This is a genomic window from Pseudomonas viridiflava (genome assembly GCF_001642795.1).
Classification (GTDB): domain Bacteria; phylum Pseudomonadota; class Gammaproteobacteria; order Pseudomonadales; family Pseudomonadaceae; genus Aquipseudomonas; species Aquipseudomonas viridiflava.
Genome location: NZ_LKEH01000027.1, coordinates 242,589 through 258,195, shown reverse-complemented (window position 1 = coordinate 258,195; position 15,607 = coordinate 242,589). Strand labels below are relative to the sequence as shown.

Here is a 15,607-nt window from a genome sequence, read left to right as displayed (position 1 = left end):
TAACCGAAAAACAGCTTCACAAAATACGATCACAGGAGGAGTATCCGTCCGGCACGCCTACAACCTGACAATAAAAACCAGACAGGATACCTTTCATGCAGCGCTCCGCCTTGCGCCCTGCCACCGGGCTGATGTTTCTGTTTTGTCTCGCCTCCAGCCTTCATGCCGCCCCGCTCCCGGCTGCGAAAGAAGGCGACTGGGTCGCCCCCGAGTTCACCTTTCACACGGGTGAAAAACTCGCCAACCTGAAACTGCACTACATCACCCTCGGCGACCCGAAGAACCCCGCCATCCTTTTCCTGCACGGCACCTACCGGCCCGGCAGCGACATCCTGGCCAAGGATTTTGGTGGCGAGTTATTCGGCGAAGGCCAGCCGCTGAGCGCGAGCAAGTACTACATCATTTCCACCGATGGCATCGGCATGGGGCAATCCACCAAACCCTCGGACGGCCTGCGCGCCAGCTTCCCGGAATATAACTACGCCGATATGGTTCAGGCTCAGTATCGACTGGTGACCGAGGGACTTGGCGTCAAGCACCTGCGCCTGATCATCGGTAATTCCATGGGCGGCATGCAAACCTGGATGTGGGGCCAGACCTGGCCACAGATGATGGATGCACTCGTGCCGATGGCCTCGCAACCCACGCCAATGTCATCGCGCAACTGGATGATGCGTCGGCTGCTCGTGGAGTCGATCAAGCAGGATCCGGCCTGGAACAACGGCAACTACACCACACAACCGCCGTCCCTGCGCCTGACCAACGCGATGTTCAGCATCGGCACCAGCGGTGGCAATCTGGCCTATCAGGCTGCGGCCCCTTCCCGGGCGCTGGCTGACAAGTACGTGGATGACCGACTCAACTCACCACAGACGTCTGACGCCAACGACTTCATCTATCAATGGCAGTCCTCCGCCGATTACGACGCGTCGAAGGGGCTGAATAAAATCCAGGCGCCAGTGCTCGCGATAAACGCAGCAGACGACGAACGCAACCCACCGGAAACAGGGCTGCTGGAAGGATCGCTGCGAGAGATCAGGAACGCCAGGCTGCTGCTCATCCCTGCCAGCGCCGAAACCCGAGGCCATGGGACGACAAGCAACGCGAAGTTCTACAGCAAGGAATTGGAGCAGTTCATGCGGGAGACCGAAAAGCCGAAACTGGCAACTCATTAGGTATTCGACTGCGCAGGGATGCCCACCCTGCGCTGCCGATTGTTCTCACGTCAGGCTTAGCTCGCTTTGCTTGATATCAGCAATCGGGCCGAGAAGCGAAGGATCGAAGTCGTTGAGAGCACGACGTTCCGACATCCGCTGCGCAAGGTCAGGGTTGGCCAGAGCAGCCTTGCCCACAGCAACCATGTCTGCGCCACTCTGAAGGACCTGCTCTGCCTTCTCCGGATCGTGAAGACCGCCATTGGCGATCAACACGACGTCAGGCGCATAACGCCGGGCAAGCGCAAGCAGACTGACGTCATTGTCGGGAAAAGCAGGCTGCCAGGCTTCGTATTCAGTCACGTGAATGAAATCGACACCTGAGTCGGACAAACTGCCGAAAACAGTCTCTGCCCCCTTCTCTCCCTCAACCCACTTGTGCTGAAAGTCGTTGACCTTGCCTTGCGATATACGCACTCCGACTGGCGAACGGCCAACGACCTTTTTCACTTCGGCGACCACTTCAAGGGTAAGCCTGAGGCGTTGACGAATATCGCCTCCCCAACCATCTGAACGCTGGTTTGAATAGTCCGTCAGAAACTGGTCAAGCAAATATCCGTTGGCTGCATGGATCTCGACCCCGTCAAAACCCGCTGTCTCGACGGCCAGCTTCGCTGCCTGGGCGAAACCCTCGATGGCGTCGGCAATATCCTCATCACTCATGACCCGAGGGACACGGTACTTACCGTCACCGCGATAGAACGCCATTTGCTCACCCTTGGGGCGGACACCCGACGGTCCTGCCGTGTCATCGGTGAACCGGTTTGCCTGGCTGAGCGCGCCCGCGTGCATGATCTGAGCGATCACCGCACTCTCATGTCGATGAACTGCGTCCACCACAGGGCGCCAGGCCAACGCCTGCTGCTGGTCAGTGAGGCCCGGCTGAAAGCGGTAACCCTGAGAAAACCTGCGATCCGTGTAGATACCTTCCGTGATCACCAATGCGAAGCCGCCCTTAGCGAATCGTTCGTAATACTTTGCCATGTCGTGCGTGGCATTTCCGGTCTCGGTCGCGCTGACGCGCGTCATGGGCGCAAGCGCAAGGCGGTTCCTGAGCTGCAGATGGCCCATATCAAAAGGCGTTAAAATAGCCGGGCGTGTCGTATCCAATCGTCATATCCTCCAGATGGGTTATCTGAACGAACAGCTCAGACACTAAAGACAATAGGCACTCAAAGACGTCAATAAAAGCCCGTCACACGATATGGCGGCTTAACGGATACAGATATAAATATGCAGCTTCCGGAAATAGAAGTGTTCGCCAACATAGCCACCAGCGGCAGCCTGTCCGAAGCAGCCAGGCGGCTCGGGCTGTCTGCAATGACGGTCTCTCGGCGCCTGGCGTCTCTTGAAAGATCTGGGCGTAAGGCTGGTGCACCGCACAACCCGCTCCGTATCTCTCACGCCGGAGGGGGAGCTTTTCCTGCCCCATGCCAGAACCATGCTGGAAGCGAGCGAGACAGCGCGAGCCACACTGAAAAGCAACGTGGCCAGCGTGAGCGGAACATTGCGAGTCACGGCCCCAACGGTATTCGGTCAGACCGTCATCATGCCCCTGCTCCCCGCGCTGCTCTCCAGCAATCCCCAACTCGGAATCGACCTCACGCTGTCTGACAGCATCGTAGACATCGCCGGGCTGGGCATTGATGTGGCCATTCGCATCGCCGCATTGCGCGACTCGAACCTGGTGGCGAGAAATCTGGCTGACAACCCCCGTGTCGTCTGTGCGAGCCCTGATTACCTCGCACGGTCCGGCACACCGCAAAACCTCAATGAGCTCAAACAGCATCAATGCATCGTGTTGCACGCAATGCCTTGCTGGCTGTTTTCCAAACGGGGCGAGCCTTTGGCGTTACGGATTCACGGTGCCTTTTCTGCCAACAGTGTCGAAGCAGTTCGCACGGCAAGCAAACAAGGCCTGGGACTGGCCATGCTGACGTATTGGGATGTTCGCAGAGAGCTCGCTGAAGGCTCTCTCGTGCTGGTGAAGCTGAACGATGCGACACCGGAGCTGCTGTCTATCACTGCCGTACTGCCAACCCGTCAACAGGTCCCTCAAAGGGTACGCGTGTTCATCGAGTGCCTGGAAGCAGCGCTCAATAAAGAACAAAGCCTTCACGAACTCTGACCACAGTTACCGCAGCGGCGCGCTATCAAACCTTCAGGACAAGGCATGGCACACTTCGTAGAGCTATCGGTAACACGCCGACGCTGAACGCTTATAGGGCGAAATAGAATGGTATGAGCGTCGGTCGGCGTTTTATGAACGGACACCGAGAGCTCAGCATCGAGCCGATTGACCGTAGCGGATGAGCGAGGACATTCTGAAGAAAAACAGCAACGAAAAAAGGACCCTAAGGTCCTTTTTTCTTTGGCTGAAGTGATTGTGAATCCTCTTCAGCGCCATGNGGGAAACGAGACTCGAACTCGCGACCCCGACCTTGGCAAGGTCGTGCTCTACCAACTGAGCTATTCCCGCATTGTCGTGTTGACGGGCGCCATTCTAGCGCTTCAAAAACTCCCGTCAAGCCCTTGATTCAAAAACTTATTTTTTTTCTGCCGTGGTTTTCAGATGCGGCCAGGCGGCCCTCAGGTATTGCACCATCGACCACAATGTCAGCCCTGCAGCCACCAGCAGCAACGCGTAGCCCAGAATAACCCAGAACGTGATGGCTGGCGGATTGCCGAGCAGGATTACCAGCGCCAGCATCTGGGCGGCGGTTTTCCATTTGCCCATGTTCGACACGGCGACCTGGGCTCTGGCGCCGATTTCTGCCATCCATTCGCGCAGGGCGGAAATGACGATTTCGCGTCCGATGATCACCGCCGCCGGCAGCGTCAGCCACAGGTTTGCGTGAGCCTGAACCAGCAGCACCAATGCCACGGCCACCATGAGCTTGTCGGCGACCGGATCGAGAAACGCACCGAATGGCGTGCTCTGCTCCAGACGACGTGCCAGATACCCGTCCAGCCAGTCGGTCGCCGCCGCAAAGGCGAACACCGCGCTGGCAGCCATGTAGCTCCAGTGATAAGGCATGTAGAACAACAGAATGAAGATCGGAATCAGTAAAACGCGTAGTACGGTAATCAGATTAGGGATATTCATCGGCACAACTGGCTACGAGGTGAGCGGGCATTCTACTCGCTGTGCAGGTTTGCATAAATCGACTCTGCCAGCTTTTTACTGATTCCCGGTGCTTTTGCTATTTCATCGATGCTTGCACGAGACAATTCCTGAAGACCGCCGAAGTGTTTGAGCAGGTCGCGGCGTCGTGTCGGCCCTACCCCGGCCACGCCTTCAAGCGTCGAGGTACGGCGAGTCTTGCCCCGACGGGCGCGGTGCCCGGTGATTGCAAAACGGTGCGCTTCGTCGCGAATCTGCTGGATAAGGTGCAGCGCCGGCGAGTCACCCGGCAAGGTGAACTCATGGGCGGCATCATTGAGATACAGGGTTTCGAACCCGGCCTTGCGCGTGGTGCCCTTGGCGACCCCAAGCAGGATGAGGTCTGGTATGGCCAGTTCATTGAGCACGTCGCGGGCCATCGCCATCTGCCCTTTACCACCGTCGACCAACAGAACGTCAGGCAGCTTGCCCTCTCCGTCCTTGATGCGGCTGTAGCGTCGGGTCAGCGCCTGATGCATGGCAGCGTAGTCATCGCCCGCCGTCACGCCTTCGATGTTGAAACGGCGATAGTCCGCCTTGATCGGGCCTTCCGGGCCGAATACAACGCAGGAAGCAACGGTCGCCTCGCCACTGGAGTGACTGATGTCATAGCACTCGAGGCGCACCGGCGGCTCGTCCAGCTTGAGCACCTTGGCCAGCGCTTCGAAGCGCGACGCTACATGCTGGCGATTGGCAAGACGCGCCGACAGGGCCTGCTCGGCATTGGTCACCGCCAGCTGCTGCCAGCGCGCGCGAGTACCGCGCACCCGATGGCTGATGGTCATCTCGCGACCGCGCGACTCTTCGATTGCGTCGATCAGGGCCGGAAAGTCTTCACTGACGACGTTGACGATGACTTCGCTGGGCAGCTCACGGTCAACGCCACCCAGGAAATACTGGGCCAGGAAGGCCGACATGACTTCGCCAACCTCCTCCTCTATACCCACCTGAGGGAAGAAATTCTTGCTGCCCAACACGCGACCACCGCGCACCGAGATCAGATGCACACAGGCACCGCCCGGATTGACGAATGCAGCGACCACATCCACATCGCCGGTACCGCCTTCCATGCTCTGCTGGTCCTGCACACGGCGCAGCAAGGCGACTTGATCACGCAGCTCGGCCGCGCGTTCGAAATCCAGCGCCATGGCGGCTTTTTCCATTGCGGCATTCAGCTCGTCGCTCAAGGCATTGCTGCGCCCCTCTAGAAACATCACCGAGTGACGCACATCCTCCGCGTACACCTCAGGCTCGACCAGATCGACGCACGGCCCTTTGCAGCGCTTGATCTGGTACTGCAGACAGGGTCGGTTACGATTCTTGAAATAACTGTCTTCGCACTGACGCACCAGAAAGGTCTTCTGCAACAGGCTCAGACTTTCCCTGATCGCACCCGCACTTGGATAAGGCCCGAAATACCGGCCTTTGGCTTTCTTTGCGCCACGATGGATGCTCAGACGCGGAAACTTGCCGTCGGACAGGAACACGTACGGATAGGATTTATCGTCGCGCAGCAAAATGTTGTAAGGAGGTCGCCACTCCTTGATCAGCGTCTGTTCAAGCAACAGCGCTTCGGTTTCATTGCCGGTGATGGTGGTTTCAATCTGCGCGATGCGCGCCACCAGAGCGCCAGTCTTGGGCGCGTGTCCGGTCTTGCGGAAATAACTGGCGAGGCGCTTCTTCAGGTTCTTGGCTTTGCCCACATACAGAAGCTTGGCTTCGGCATCGAACATGCGATAGACGCCGGGACGACCACTGCAGGTCGCGAGAAAGGCACTTGGATCAAAGGTCTGGGTCATGTTCAGGCGCTGGCGTCCACCATGCCGTGACGTACTGCCAGCAACGCCAATTCGACATCACTGCTGATGGAAAGCTTTTCAAAGATTCGGTAGCGGTAAGTATTCACGGTTTTCGGCGAAAGGCACAGCTTGTCCGAGATGGTCTGGACCTTCTGGCAACCGACAATCATCAATGCTATCTGGATTTCGCGCTCGGACAGCAGGTCGAACGGCGAATTGTTGACCTGTGGCTGAAACGACTTGAGCGCCAATTGTTGAGCAATCTGCGGGCTGATGTAGCGCTGACCTGCAAAGACGAGACGGATGGCCTGAACCATTTCCGCAAGGCCTGCACCCTTGGTCATGTAACCGGCCGCTCCGGCCTGAAGCAGCCGCGTCGGAAATGAATCTTCTTCGCAGACCGTCACGGCCACGACCTTGATATCCGGATGGCTGCGCAAGAGCTTGCGGGTGGCTTCAAGGCCGCCGATGCCCGGCATCTTGACGTCCATCAGCACGACGTCGGGTTTGAGTTCCCGCGCCTTCTTCAAGGACTCCTCACCGGAATCGGCCTGACCTACCACCTGCAAGCCATCTATATCGGCGAGCATCCGTGTGATGCCTGTCCGAACAAGATCATGGTCATCGACAACTAGCACCCTAATCAAGCAGACACCTCGCGCAACGGACATAACGAATGCTATTCACCATAACAAAAACGGCGAGGCAGACCTAGGGGATGTTGCCGTTTTCGCTCGAACCGCCCGCAGGCAAGCTTCAGCACGAGAGAATGACGACGATTAACTGCGCCGGACGAGGCCGCGCAGCCTGGACCGAACCGGCTCAGGCGCGGCGTACAAGGGCAACAGACCCGGCAGCGCTCGACGGATCTGAAGAGAACGAGCGACCCTCAACTGTCGGTCGGCTTGTCGGTTGTGATGTACGAAGCCGACAGCTCCGCCATGGTTGTGGTCAGCCGTCTGATGGCGTCCTGATCTTCCTTGTCGAGCACACGATAGCTGCCCAGCACCTTTTCTTCGGCAACACTGAGGTTGTCGACCGGAATCGGCGTAGGCGTTCCGGTGAGCACGTAGAGTACATCGACACCCTTGGCTGCTACCGCTGCCAGGTAATCGGCCTTGGGGGCACGATCGCCACTTTCATACTTCCCTTGAGCGTTCGCTTCCACACCACCGATTTCACCGAAGGCACGCTGAGACAGCCCCAGACGTTCTCTTTCTTTTCTTAGTCGGTACCCAATTCCACTCATTTGAATGCATAACCCTGTTGACCCCATCCTTACGAATGGTAGAATCCAGCTAAAATTAAACTGATTTGAACGGTTTTGAACTATGCCCGGAATACGTACTGCTGCACAAGCCAAGGCCTGGCTCGAACAACAGGGTAAATCTGTTCAAGAATTCGCTCGGGAGAACAGCATTGATCCTGCGACGACCTACCAAGTGCTGGCAGGACGCAAGAAGGGAAAACGCGGCGAGGCCCATAAAGTGGCGGTTTTGCTGGGGATGAAGATTGGCAGCATCCCTTCCGAGGGTGACGAATCTCAACCTGTGCCCGATTGAATGGGATTTTTCCGAGCGGCGTCTTACGGAAATCTTCGCCGCCCAGCGGCAAGTGCGGACTGACGAAATAGCCTTTTCTGACAGTTTTTGTCCGCAGCTCATCTTCCAAGAGCCCTGCGGCGACGGAATCGATAATTCCTCCGATTGAATTTTCCAATTGAATGAGCGCCGTTGGCTGAAGTAAGCTCCCGCTCATTCAACGGAGACACACCATGCTTCAATCCACGTCATCACAGTTCGTCACCCATGCCAGCGCGTGCCGCTTGGCTGACGCTGTGGCTGTGCGCATTGCTCCAGCGATGGCAGATCTCCAGCTCAACGCTTATTACGGGTATTGGTTTAGCCACTGGCGCGCCTGATACCCATCCGGCGCCCACTCCAAGGGGACGCCAACCAGAGAATTCTCTACCCCCGGTCGGCTACCCGACCGGGGGTTTTGTTTTTTTAGCCCCTCAAAAAACACCACACTGATCGAATCGAGGAACACGACATGAACTACGCCACTTATTACCGCAACGACATCGACTTCGCCTGGCGATTTAGCAACCTCCGTTCGGGACAGCCTGCCGCCTCCGATCGGTCACTGCCAGGTGGCAACTGCACACGCATGGCCGAACCGGCCCTTTGTCGAACACCCCAGTAGGGCTTTTAGCGGGAACGTCACCCGCCAGCCCAGGAAGCCAGAACATGAATTCGTCCGTTGCCGTAAAACCGTCCGACCTGTCCAGCCACTCGATCACGCTGCCCCACAGCACATCTACCTCGACGCGTCTGCCCAGTGCCCTTGAGCTCAAAAGCAGCCTGCCGCTGAATACCGCCCTGACCGAACAGGTCGCCGCTCATCGTCGTGCCGTCAGCGCCATCCTTGAAGGCCAGGATTCGCGCCTGCTGGTCATCGTCGGCCCCTGCTCCCTCCACGACCCGCAGTCCGCACTCGAATACGCAGAACGCCTGGCCGGTCTCGCCTCTGAAGTGAGCGACCAGATGCTGCTGGTCATGCGTGCGTACGTCGAAAAGCCGCGCACGACTGTCGGCTGGAAAGGCCTGGCCTACGATCCCCGCCTCGACGGCAGCGACGACATGGCGGTGGGACTGAAGCTGTCACGGGAACTGATGCGCGAGATGCTGCACATGGGCCTGCCCGTCGCGACCGAGATCCTGCAGCCCATGGCGGCCGGCTACTTCGACGACCTGCTCAGTTGGGTCGCCATCGGCGCCCGCACGACCGAATCGCAGATTCATCGGGAAATGGCCAGCGGTCTGCCCATGGCGGTCGGTTTCAAGAACGGCACGGACGGTGGCGTCGCGGTGGCCAGTGATGCGATTCGCTCGGCGGCTCACCCCCATCGCCATTTCGGCATGGACAGCCACGGCCACCCGGCGATCATCGAGACGCAGGGCAACGCGGATACCCATATCGTGCTGCGCGGCGGACACAGCGGACCGAACCACGACAGCGAGAGCATCGCCAGGGTACAGGCCAGCCTGGCAAAGAACCGGATTGCGGCGCGCATCATGGTCGACTGCAGCCATGCCAACAGTGGCAAAGACCCGCTACGCCAGCCGCAGGTGTTCGACGATGTGCTCCAGCAGCGCCTGCAAGGCAACACATCCCTGATCGGCATGATGGTCGAAAGCCACCTGTTCGACGGCTGCCAGCCTTTGAGCAAAACCCTTGAATACGGTGTTTCGGTGACCGATGGCTGTCTGGGCTGGACGGGAACCGAGCAGTTGCTGCGCCGGACGGTTGATCGGTTGCGCTACAGATAACCGCGTTGCGAAGGAACTTTGTCAGGAAATACCGAACTGATTCCGGTAGGCTATTTCTTTTTTTTCACAGGAGATTTTTCCCCATGGCTAAAGCCACTGCCCGCCACATCCTTGTTTCGAGCGAAGAGAAGTGCAACGAACTCAAGGCACAGATCGAAGGCGGCGCTGATTTCGCTGAAGTTGCCAAAGCCAATTCCACCTGCCCATCCAGCCGCCAGGGCGGTGAACTGGGTTCGTTCGGTCCAGGCCAGATGGTCAAGGAATTCGACACCGTCGTGTTCAGCGCCCCGGTCAATACCGTTCAGGGTCCGGTCAAGACCCAGTTCGGCTACCACCTGCTGGAAGTGACCAGCCGTCAGGACTGATCCTGTCGCACGGTTACACACGGGTTACCAAACGGCTCATCTTCGGATGGGCCGTTTTTGCAGGCGGCTTGGCGAATCAGGGATTTATCTGTAGAAGATACCGCTGTCTGCAATGCGACGCCGGGCGCTTCTACGGTCAATCGGGATTCGAGTAATGCGTTTTGTTTTTTCTTCACTGATCGCCGCAACACTGGCCCTGGCCTCATCCTCGCTGTTCGCCGCACCGCAACACGCCCTGACCGTTTATGGTGAGGCGCCCCGCTACCCCGCCAACTTCCAGCATTTCGATTACGTGAACCCCGACGCCCCGAAAGGCGGCAGCATGCGCCGCTCCGCAATCGAGATTGGTCAGTTCGATCACCTGATGCCGTTCACCGACAAAGGCATGGGCGTTTCCCAAATCAACGGCATGCTGTATTCACCGCTGGCGGTACGCTCGATGGACGAGCCCTATACCGTTTACGGGCTGGTGGCCGAGAAGATGGAACGTAGCGCTGACGGCCTGTCTCTCACCTTCTACCTGAATCCCAAGGCACGCTTTGCCGATGGCACAGCGATTACTGCCAGTGACGTGAAATACACCTATGAGTTGCTGATGACCCAGGGCAGCATGCAGTACCGCACCCAGTTCGAAGCGGTCAAAGGCCTGGAAGTCGAATCACCGACGCAGATCCGTTTCGACTTCAAACACAGCGACAGTCGTACCCTGCCCCTGGATCTCGCCTCGTTGCCCGTGTTTCCCGAACACTGGTGGAAGACCCGCGACTTTGCCGGTGGCGCGGGCTTCGAAGTGCCGCCGGGCAGCGGCCCTTACAAGATCGCGCATGTCGATCCGGGTCGCACCATTACGTTCGAACGTGACCCGACATGGTGGGGCAAGGATCTGCCGGTCAGCCGCGGCCTTTATAACTTCGACACGTTCAGCATCGAGTACTTCGGCGACATCGACGTTGCGCGTCAGGTGCTCAAGGGCGGTGCCTACGACTACAATCGGGAGTTCTCGGCCACCGGCTATTCGATTCGCTACGACAGCCCGCAACTGAGCGACGGAAGACTGCAAAAGGCGCATCTGGCCAAGGGCGCCGTGCAAAGTTCACAGGGTTTCGTGTTCAACCTGAACCGACCGATGTTTCAGGACCGAAGGGTACGACAGGCGCTGTCGCTGCTCTGGGATTTCGAATGGACCAACCGGCAGATGATGCGCAACATGTACATCCGCCAGGACAGTTACTTTTCAAATTCCGAGCTGGCTGCCACCGAACCGCCAACACCGGCCGAACTTAAGATTCTTGAACCGCTGCGTGGTCAGGTACCGGAGCAGGTGTTCGACACTGTCTACAAAACGCCGAAAACCGATGGCACGGGCTTTATACGCGACAAGCAGCTGCAAGCCCTGGCATTGATGAAAGAAGCTGGCTGGACGCCAAAAGGCGACGAACTTGTGAACGCCCAAGGGGAGCCGTTCCGCTTCACGTTCCTCAACGGTCAGACCGGTTTTGAACGCATGCTGCTGCCCTACAAACGTAATCTGGCGCAGATCGGCATCCATTTCGACATTCGCCGCATCGACGCCGCGCAGTACTTGAACCGGGTCATGGCGCGTGACTACGACATGATCGTCACCGGCTACCCGGTTTCCACCTCACCAGGCTCGGAGCTGTACAACAGCTTCGGCTCCAAAGTGGCGATGGATCCCGGCTCCAGCAATTACATGGCGCTGCAGGACCCGGCCGTGGACACGCTGATCGCCGGGCTGCTCAAGGCCGACAACAAGCAGACGATGACTGACTATGCGCACTGCCTGGACCGCGTGCTGCAGTGGAATTATTACTGGATTCCCAACTATTACCCGCCAGGTTCCTCGACCGTGTGGTGGAACCGCTTCGGGATTCCGAAAATCCAGGCCAGCAACAACGAAGCCATCGAGACCTGGTGGGAAGTCAGCCCGACAGCGCTGACCAACGAACAATTCGCAGCCAAACGGGGTGCTTCAGCCCTTGTTTCGGAGATGAAGTAGATGCTCGGCTACATTCTGCGGCGGCTGCTGCTGATCATCCCGACCCTGCTGTGCATTCTGCTGGTCAACTTTTTCATCGTGCAGGCGGCGCCCGGCGGCCCGGTCGAACAGGCCATCGCTCGACTGCAGGGCATCGGCGGCGTCACCGCAGGTGCCAGCGCCTCGGAGTCGGCAGGTGCCGGGCAATCCAGAGCTTCTCGCGGGCTGGACCCCAAGCTGATCAAGGAAATCGAGCATCAGTATGGTTTCGACAAACCCCTGCATGAACGGCTGTGGCTGATGCTCAAGAACTACGCGCAACTGGACTTCGGCAACAGCTTCTTTCGCGGGGCGACGGTCACTGACCTGATTCTGCAGAAGATGCCGGTCTCCATCTCTCTGGGGCTCTGGGCGACGCTGCTGACCTATCTGGTGTCCATCCCGCTGGGCATTCGCAAGGCTGTCAAACATGGCAGCCATTTCGACATCTGGAGCAGCACCGCGATCATCATCGGCTACGCCACACCTGCGTTTCTGTTCGCCATGCTGCTGATCGTGGTTTTCTGTGGCGGCACCTCGTTGAGCTGGTTTCCGGTGCGAGGGCTGGTGTCGGACAACTTCGATCAGCTGTCGACACTGGGCAAGATCGCTGACTATTTCTGGCACCTGGTGCTGCCGGTGTCGGCACTGGTCATCGGTGGTTTCGCCTCCCTGACCTTGCTGACCAAACACTCGTTTCTCAATGAGATCACCCGTCAATACGTGATTACCGCCAGAGCCAAGGGCATGAGCGAACGGCGCGTGCTGTACGGCCATGTATTTCGCAACGCCATGCTGCTGGTGGTCTCGGGTATTCCACAGGCGTTTATCAGTGTTTTCTTTGCAGGATCGCTGCTGATCGAGGTTATTTTCTCGCTGGATGGCCTGGGGCGCATGAGTTACGAAGCCGCCGTTTCGCGGGACTATCCGGTGGTGTTCGGCTCGCTGTTTATCTTCACGTTGTTCGGGCTGCTGATCAAACTGGTGGGGGACGTCTGTTACACGCTGGTCGATCCCAGAATCGACTTCAACGCGAGGACGGCATGATGCGCAGTCTTTCTCCGCTCGCCCGTCGCCGTCTGGAGCGTTTTCGAGGCAATCGCCGAGGCTGGTGGTCGCTCTGGCTGTTCTGTGCCCTCTTCGCCCTGACGCTGGGTGGCGAACTGATCGCCAACGACAAGCCGCTGATGGTCAGCTACCAGCACTCGTTGTATTTCCCGGTATTCAAGCGTTACACCGAGCAGCGGTTCGGGGGCGAACTGCCTTTTCAGCCGGATTACCGCAGTGACTATGTGCGCCAGTTGATCGACAAGGGCGATGGCTGGATGCTGTTCCCGCCCATCCCGTTCAGCGACGACACGCCCAACTACGAGCTGACCATCCCTGCGCCCAGCCCGCCGTCTGCGACCAATTGGCTGGGCACTGACGATCAGGCCCGCGATGTGCTGGCCAGGGTCATCTTCGGTGCCCGCGTGTCGATTCTTTTCGCGCTGGCACTGACCTTCATCAGCGCCTTGATCGGCATCACCGCAGGTGCGCTTCAGGGTTATTACGGCGGTTGGGTGGATCTGCTTGGCCAGCGTCTGCTGGAAGTCTGGTCGGGCCTGCCGGTGCTGTACCTGCTGATCATTCTCTCAGGCTTTGTCGAGCCGGACTTCTGGTGGCTGCTGGGCATCATGGCGTTGTTTTCCTGGCTGACGCTTGTGGACGTGGTGCGCGCCGAGTTTCTGCGCGGCCGAAATCTGGAATACGTCAAAGCCGCACGCGCCCTCGGGCTGAGCGACCGGACAGTGATCCTGCGCCATATCCTGCCGAACGCCATGAACGCCACGCTCAGTTACCTGCCATTCATTCTCACGGGCGCTATCTCCACCCTGACCGCGCTGGACTTCCTTGGCTTCGGCATGCCGGCGGGCAGTGCGTCGTTGGGCGAGCTGATCGCTCAGGGCAAACAGAACCTGCAGGCACCCTGGCTGGGTCTGACGGCGTTTTTCGCCCTTACCCTGATCCTCACCCTGCTGGTGTTCATTGGCGAGGCGCTACGCGATGCCTTCGACCCGAGGTCCTGACATGCAAGAAAACCTGATCGAAATCCGCGACCTGAGTGTCGCCTTCAGCGGGCAGACAGTGGTCAGCAACCTGAGTCTGGATGTCCGGCCGGGTGAATGCCTGGCGCTGGTCGGAGAGTCCGGCTCGGGCAAGTCGGTCACTGCACACTCGATTCTGCAACTTCTGCCCAAAAGCGGCACCGTCACGAAGGGCAGCATTACCTATCGCGGCCAGCAGCTGATCGGCGCTAGCGATCAAACCCTGCGGGAGTTGCGCGGCAACCGCATCGCCATGATCTTTCAGGAGCCCATGACGTCGCTGAACCCGCTGCACACCGTGTCCAAACAGATCGGTGAAACCCTGTTGCTGCACCGAGGCATGGCCGGACGGGAGGCCCAGAAGCGGATCATTGAATTACTGGAAATGGTGGGCATCCAGCAGCCGCATAAGCGCCTGAAGGCCTACCCCCATGAACTGTCCGGTGGCCAGCGCCAGCGGGTGATGATTGCGATGGCGCTGGCCTGCGAGCCGGAATTGTTGATTGCCGACGAGCCAACCACTGCGCTGGATGTGACCGTACAACGCAAGATCCTGCTGCTGCTCAAGGAATTGCAGCAACGCCTGGGCATGTCGTTGCTGCTGATCAGCCATGACCTGAACCTGGTACACAGCGTCGCGCAGCGGGTCTGTGTGATGCGCGCGGGCGAAATCGTCGAACAGGCCGATTGCCAGTCGCTGTTCAAGGCGCCGCAACACCCGTACAGCCGTCTGCTGCTGGATGCCGAGCCTGCAGGCGAGCCATTGCCGCGCGATGCGCGGGAGAACGTGCTCGAAGTCGACAACCTGAAGGTATGGTTCTCGTTGACGGGCGGCATTCTGAGGCGGCACAAGGAATACCTGAAAGCAGTCGATGACATCAGTCTGAGCATCGAGCGCGGCAAGACCCTGGGCATCGTCGGTGAATCGGGGTCCGGAAAGTCGACGCTGGGCCAGGCCATCCTGCGTCTGCTGGATTCGCGTGGCAGCATCCGCTTTCGTGGCAGCGCGCTGGACGGCCTGAACCAGAAACAGATGCGGCCCTGGCGCAAAGAGATGCAGGTGGTGTTTCAGGATCCTTATGGCAGCCTCAGCCCGCGCATGTCCGTGGCGCAGATCATCGCCGAAGGTCTGGAAGTGCATGGCGGCCTGGATGCGGTTCAGTGTGATGTCGAGGTGATACGCGCACTGGAAGAAGTCGGTATCGACCCGCAGAGCCGTCATCGCTATCCGCATGAATTTTCCGGTGGTCAGCGACAACGCATCGCCATCGCCCGGGCACTGGTGCTCAAACCGGCGCTGATCCTGCTCGACGAGCCCACCTCCGCGCTGGATCGCACCGTGCAAAAGCAAGTCGTTGCCCTGCTGCGCGAGCTGCAGGAGAAACACGGGCTAACCTACCTGTTCATCAGCCACGATCTGGCGGTGGTCAAGGCCTTGGCCCATGATGTAATCGTGGTCAAGGACGGCAAGGTGGTCGAGCGAGGCCCCAGCCACGCGGTATTCGAGTCGCCGCAGCAGCCGTACACCCAGGAGTTGCTGGCGGCCGCGCATCCGGGCTTCATCTGATTGCGTAAAAACGGACAGTCTGTGCGGCCAGGCGCCCGCTTTTGA

Annotated in this window: 13 protein-coding genes, 1 tRNA gene and 1 pseudogene; 9 read left to right on the top strand and 6 right to left on the bottom strand. The window is 58.8% G+C overall.

Annotated features, from left to right (window positions below):
- Positions 1–95 precede the first annotated feature (95 nt).
- Positions 96–1,175 (top strand): alpha/beta fold hydrolase, encoded by a 1,080-nt coding sequence (locus tag AO065_RS16450; RefSeq protein ID WP_004879530.1) that lies wholly within the window; start codon positions 96–98, stop codon positions 1,173–1,175.
- Between the two features lie 45 nt (positions 1,176–1,220).
- On the opposite strand, the gene AO065_RS16445 is transcribed toward AO065_RS16450, so the two are convergent.
- Positions 1,221–2,324 (bottom strand): NADH:flavin oxidoreductase, encoded by a 1,104-nt coding sequence (locus AO065_RS16445; RefSeq protein WP_004879531.1) that lies wholly within the window; start codon positions 2,322–2,324, stop codon positions 1,221–1,223.
- Between the two features lie 123 nt (positions 2,325–2,447).
- On the opposite strand from AO065_RS16445, the pseudogene AO065_RS16440 reads away from it, so the two are divergent.
- Positions 2,448–3,342, top strand: a pseudogene (locus tag AO065_RS16440) (LysR family transcriptional regulator).
- A 278-nt stretch (positions 3,343–3,620) separates the two neighbouring features.
- Here AO065_RS16440 and AO065_RS16435 read toward each other — a convergent pair.
- The 5 genes from AO065_RS16435 to AO065_RS16415 form a co-directional block, all read right to left on the bottom strand.
- Positions 3,621–3,693, bottom strand: a tRNA-Gly gene (locus tag AO065_RS16435).
- Positions 3,694–3,759: 66 nt separating this feature from the next.
- Positions 3,760–4,320: a CDP-diacylglycerol--glycerol-3-phosphate 3-phosphatidyltransferase gene (gene pgsA / locus AO065_RS16430; protein WP_004879535.1), complete on the bottom strand. Its 561-nt coding sequence runs from the start codon at positions 4,318–4,320 to the stop codon at positions 3,760–3,762.
- Between the two features lie 32 nt (positions 4,321–4,352).
- Positions 4,353–6,176, bottom strand: a complete 1,824-nt coding sequence (gene uvrC / locus AO065_RS16425) for an excinuclease ABC subunit UvrC (protein ID WP_004879537.1) — start codon at positions 6,174–6,176, stop codon at positions 4,353–4,355.
- Positions 6,177–6,178: 2 nt separating this feature from the next.
- The gene (gacA, locus tag AO065_RS16420; protein ID WP_004879539.1) at positions 6,179–6,823 is read right to left on the bottom strand and encodes a response regulator transcription factor GacA; all 645 of its coding nucleotides are present in this window, start codon (positions 6,821–6,823) and stop codon (positions 6,179–6,181) included.
- Positions 6,824–7,065: 242 nt separating this feature from the next.
- Positions 7,066–7,425 (bottom strand): helix-turn-helix domain-containing protein, encoded by a 360-nt coding sequence (locus AO065_RS16415; RefSeq protein ID WP_025992954.1) that lies wholly within the window; start codon positions 7,423–7,425, stop codon positions 7,066–7,068.
- 82 nt (positions 7,426–7,507) lie between these two features.
- Between AO065_RS16415 and AO065_RS16410 the strand changes: the two genes are divergently transcribed.
- The 7 genes from AO065_RS16410 (at position 7,508) to AO065_RS16380 (ending at position 15,562) form a co-directional block, all read left to right on the top strand.
- Positions 7,508–7,738, top strand: a complete 231-nt coding sequence (locus AO065_RS16410; protein ID WP_004879543.1) for a DNA-binding protein — start codon at positions 7,508–7,510, stop codon at positions 7,736–7,738.
- A 687-nt stretch (positions 7,739–8,425) separates the two neighbouring features.
- Positions 8,426–9,508, top strand: coding sequence for a 3-deoxy-7-phosphoheptulonate synthase (locus AO065_RS16405; protein WP_004879545.1), 1,083 nt, complete (start codon positions 8,426–8,428; stop codon positions 9,506–9,508).
- A gap of 83 nt (positions 9,509–9,591) precedes the next feature.
- Positions 9,592–9,873 (top strand): peptidylprolyl isomerase, encoded by a 282-nt coding sequence (locus AO065_RS16400; RefSeq protein ID WP_004879546.1) that lies wholly within the window; start codon positions 9,592–9,594, stop codon positions 9,871–9,873.
- Positions 9,874–10,027: 154 nt separating this feature from the next.
- Positions 10,028–11,890 (top strand): extracellular solute-binding protein, encoded by a 1,863-nt coding sequence (locus AO065_RS16395; RefSeq protein WP_004879548.1) that lies wholly within the window; start codon positions 10,028–10,030, stop codon positions 11,888–11,890.
- Positions 11,891–12,955, top strand: coding sequence for a microcin C ABC transporter permease YejB (locus tag AO065_RS16390; RefSeq protein ID WP_054540859.1), 1,065 nt, complete (start codon positions 11,891–11,893; stop codon positions 12,953–12,955). It abuts the gene before it with no gap.
- Complete coding sequence (locus AO065_RS16385) at positions 12,955–13,977, top strand: ABC transporter permease (protein WP_004879561.1); 1,023 nt, start codon at positions 12,955–12,957, stop codon at positions 13,975–13,977. The genes AO065_RS16390 and AO065_RS16385 overlap by 1 nt, the downstream gene beginning before the upstream one ends.
- Position 13,978: 1 nt before the next feature.
- Positions 13,979–15,562, top strand: a complete 1,584-nt coding sequence (locus AO065_RS16380) for an ABC transporter ATP-binding protein (RefSeq protein ID WP_004879563.1) — start codon at positions 13,979–13,981, stop codon at positions 15,560–15,562.
- Positions 15,563–15,607 lie beyond the last annotated feature (45 nt).

Bases quoted from the DNA above. Each gene is read 5' to 3' on its own strand.
- pgsA (WP_004879535.1), bottom strand. From the start codon at position 4,320: ATGAATATCCCTAATCTGATTACCGTACTACGCGTTTTACTGATTCCG.
- AO065_RS16390 (WP_054540859.1), top strand. From the start codon at position 11,891: ATGCTCGGCTACATTCTGCGGCGGCTGCTGCTGATCATCCCGACCCTG.
- AO065_RS16450 (WP_004879530.1), top strand. From the start codon at position 96: ATGCAGCGCTCCGCCTTGCGCCCTGCCACCGGGCTGATGTTTCTGTTT.
- AO065_RS16385 (WP_004879561.1), top strand. From the start codon at position 12,955: ATGCGCAGTCTTTCTCCGCTCGCCCGTCGCCGTCTGGAGCGTTTTCGA.
- AO065_RS16380 (WP_004879563.1), top strand. From the start codon at position 13,979: ATGCAAGAAAACCTGATCGAAATCCGCGACCTGAGTGTCGCCTTCAGC.
- uvrC (WP_004879537.1), bottom strand. From the start codon at position 6,176: ATGACCCAGACCTTTGATCCAAGTGCCTTTCTCGCGACCTGCAGTGGT.
- AO065_RS16410 (WP_004879543.1), top strand. From the start codon at position 7,508: ATGCCCGGAATACGTACTGCTGCACAAGCCAAGGCCTGGCTCGAACAA.
- AO065_RS16395 (WP_004879548.1), top strand. From the start codon at position 10,028: ATGCGTTTTGTTTTTTCTTCACTGATCGCCGCAACACTGGCCCTGGCC.
- AO065_RS16415 (WP_025992954.1), bottom strand. From the start codon at position 7,425: ATGAGTGGAATTGGGTACCGACTAAGAAAAGAAAGAGAACGTCTGGGG.
- AO065_RS16405 (WP_004879545.1), top strand. From the start codon at position 8,426: ATGAATTCGTCCGTTGCCGTAAAACCGTCCGACCTGTCCAGCCACTCG.
- AO065_RS16400 (WP_004879546.1), top strand. From the start codon at position 9,592: ATGGCTAAAGCCACTGCCCGCCACATCCTTGTTTCGAGCGAAGAGAAG.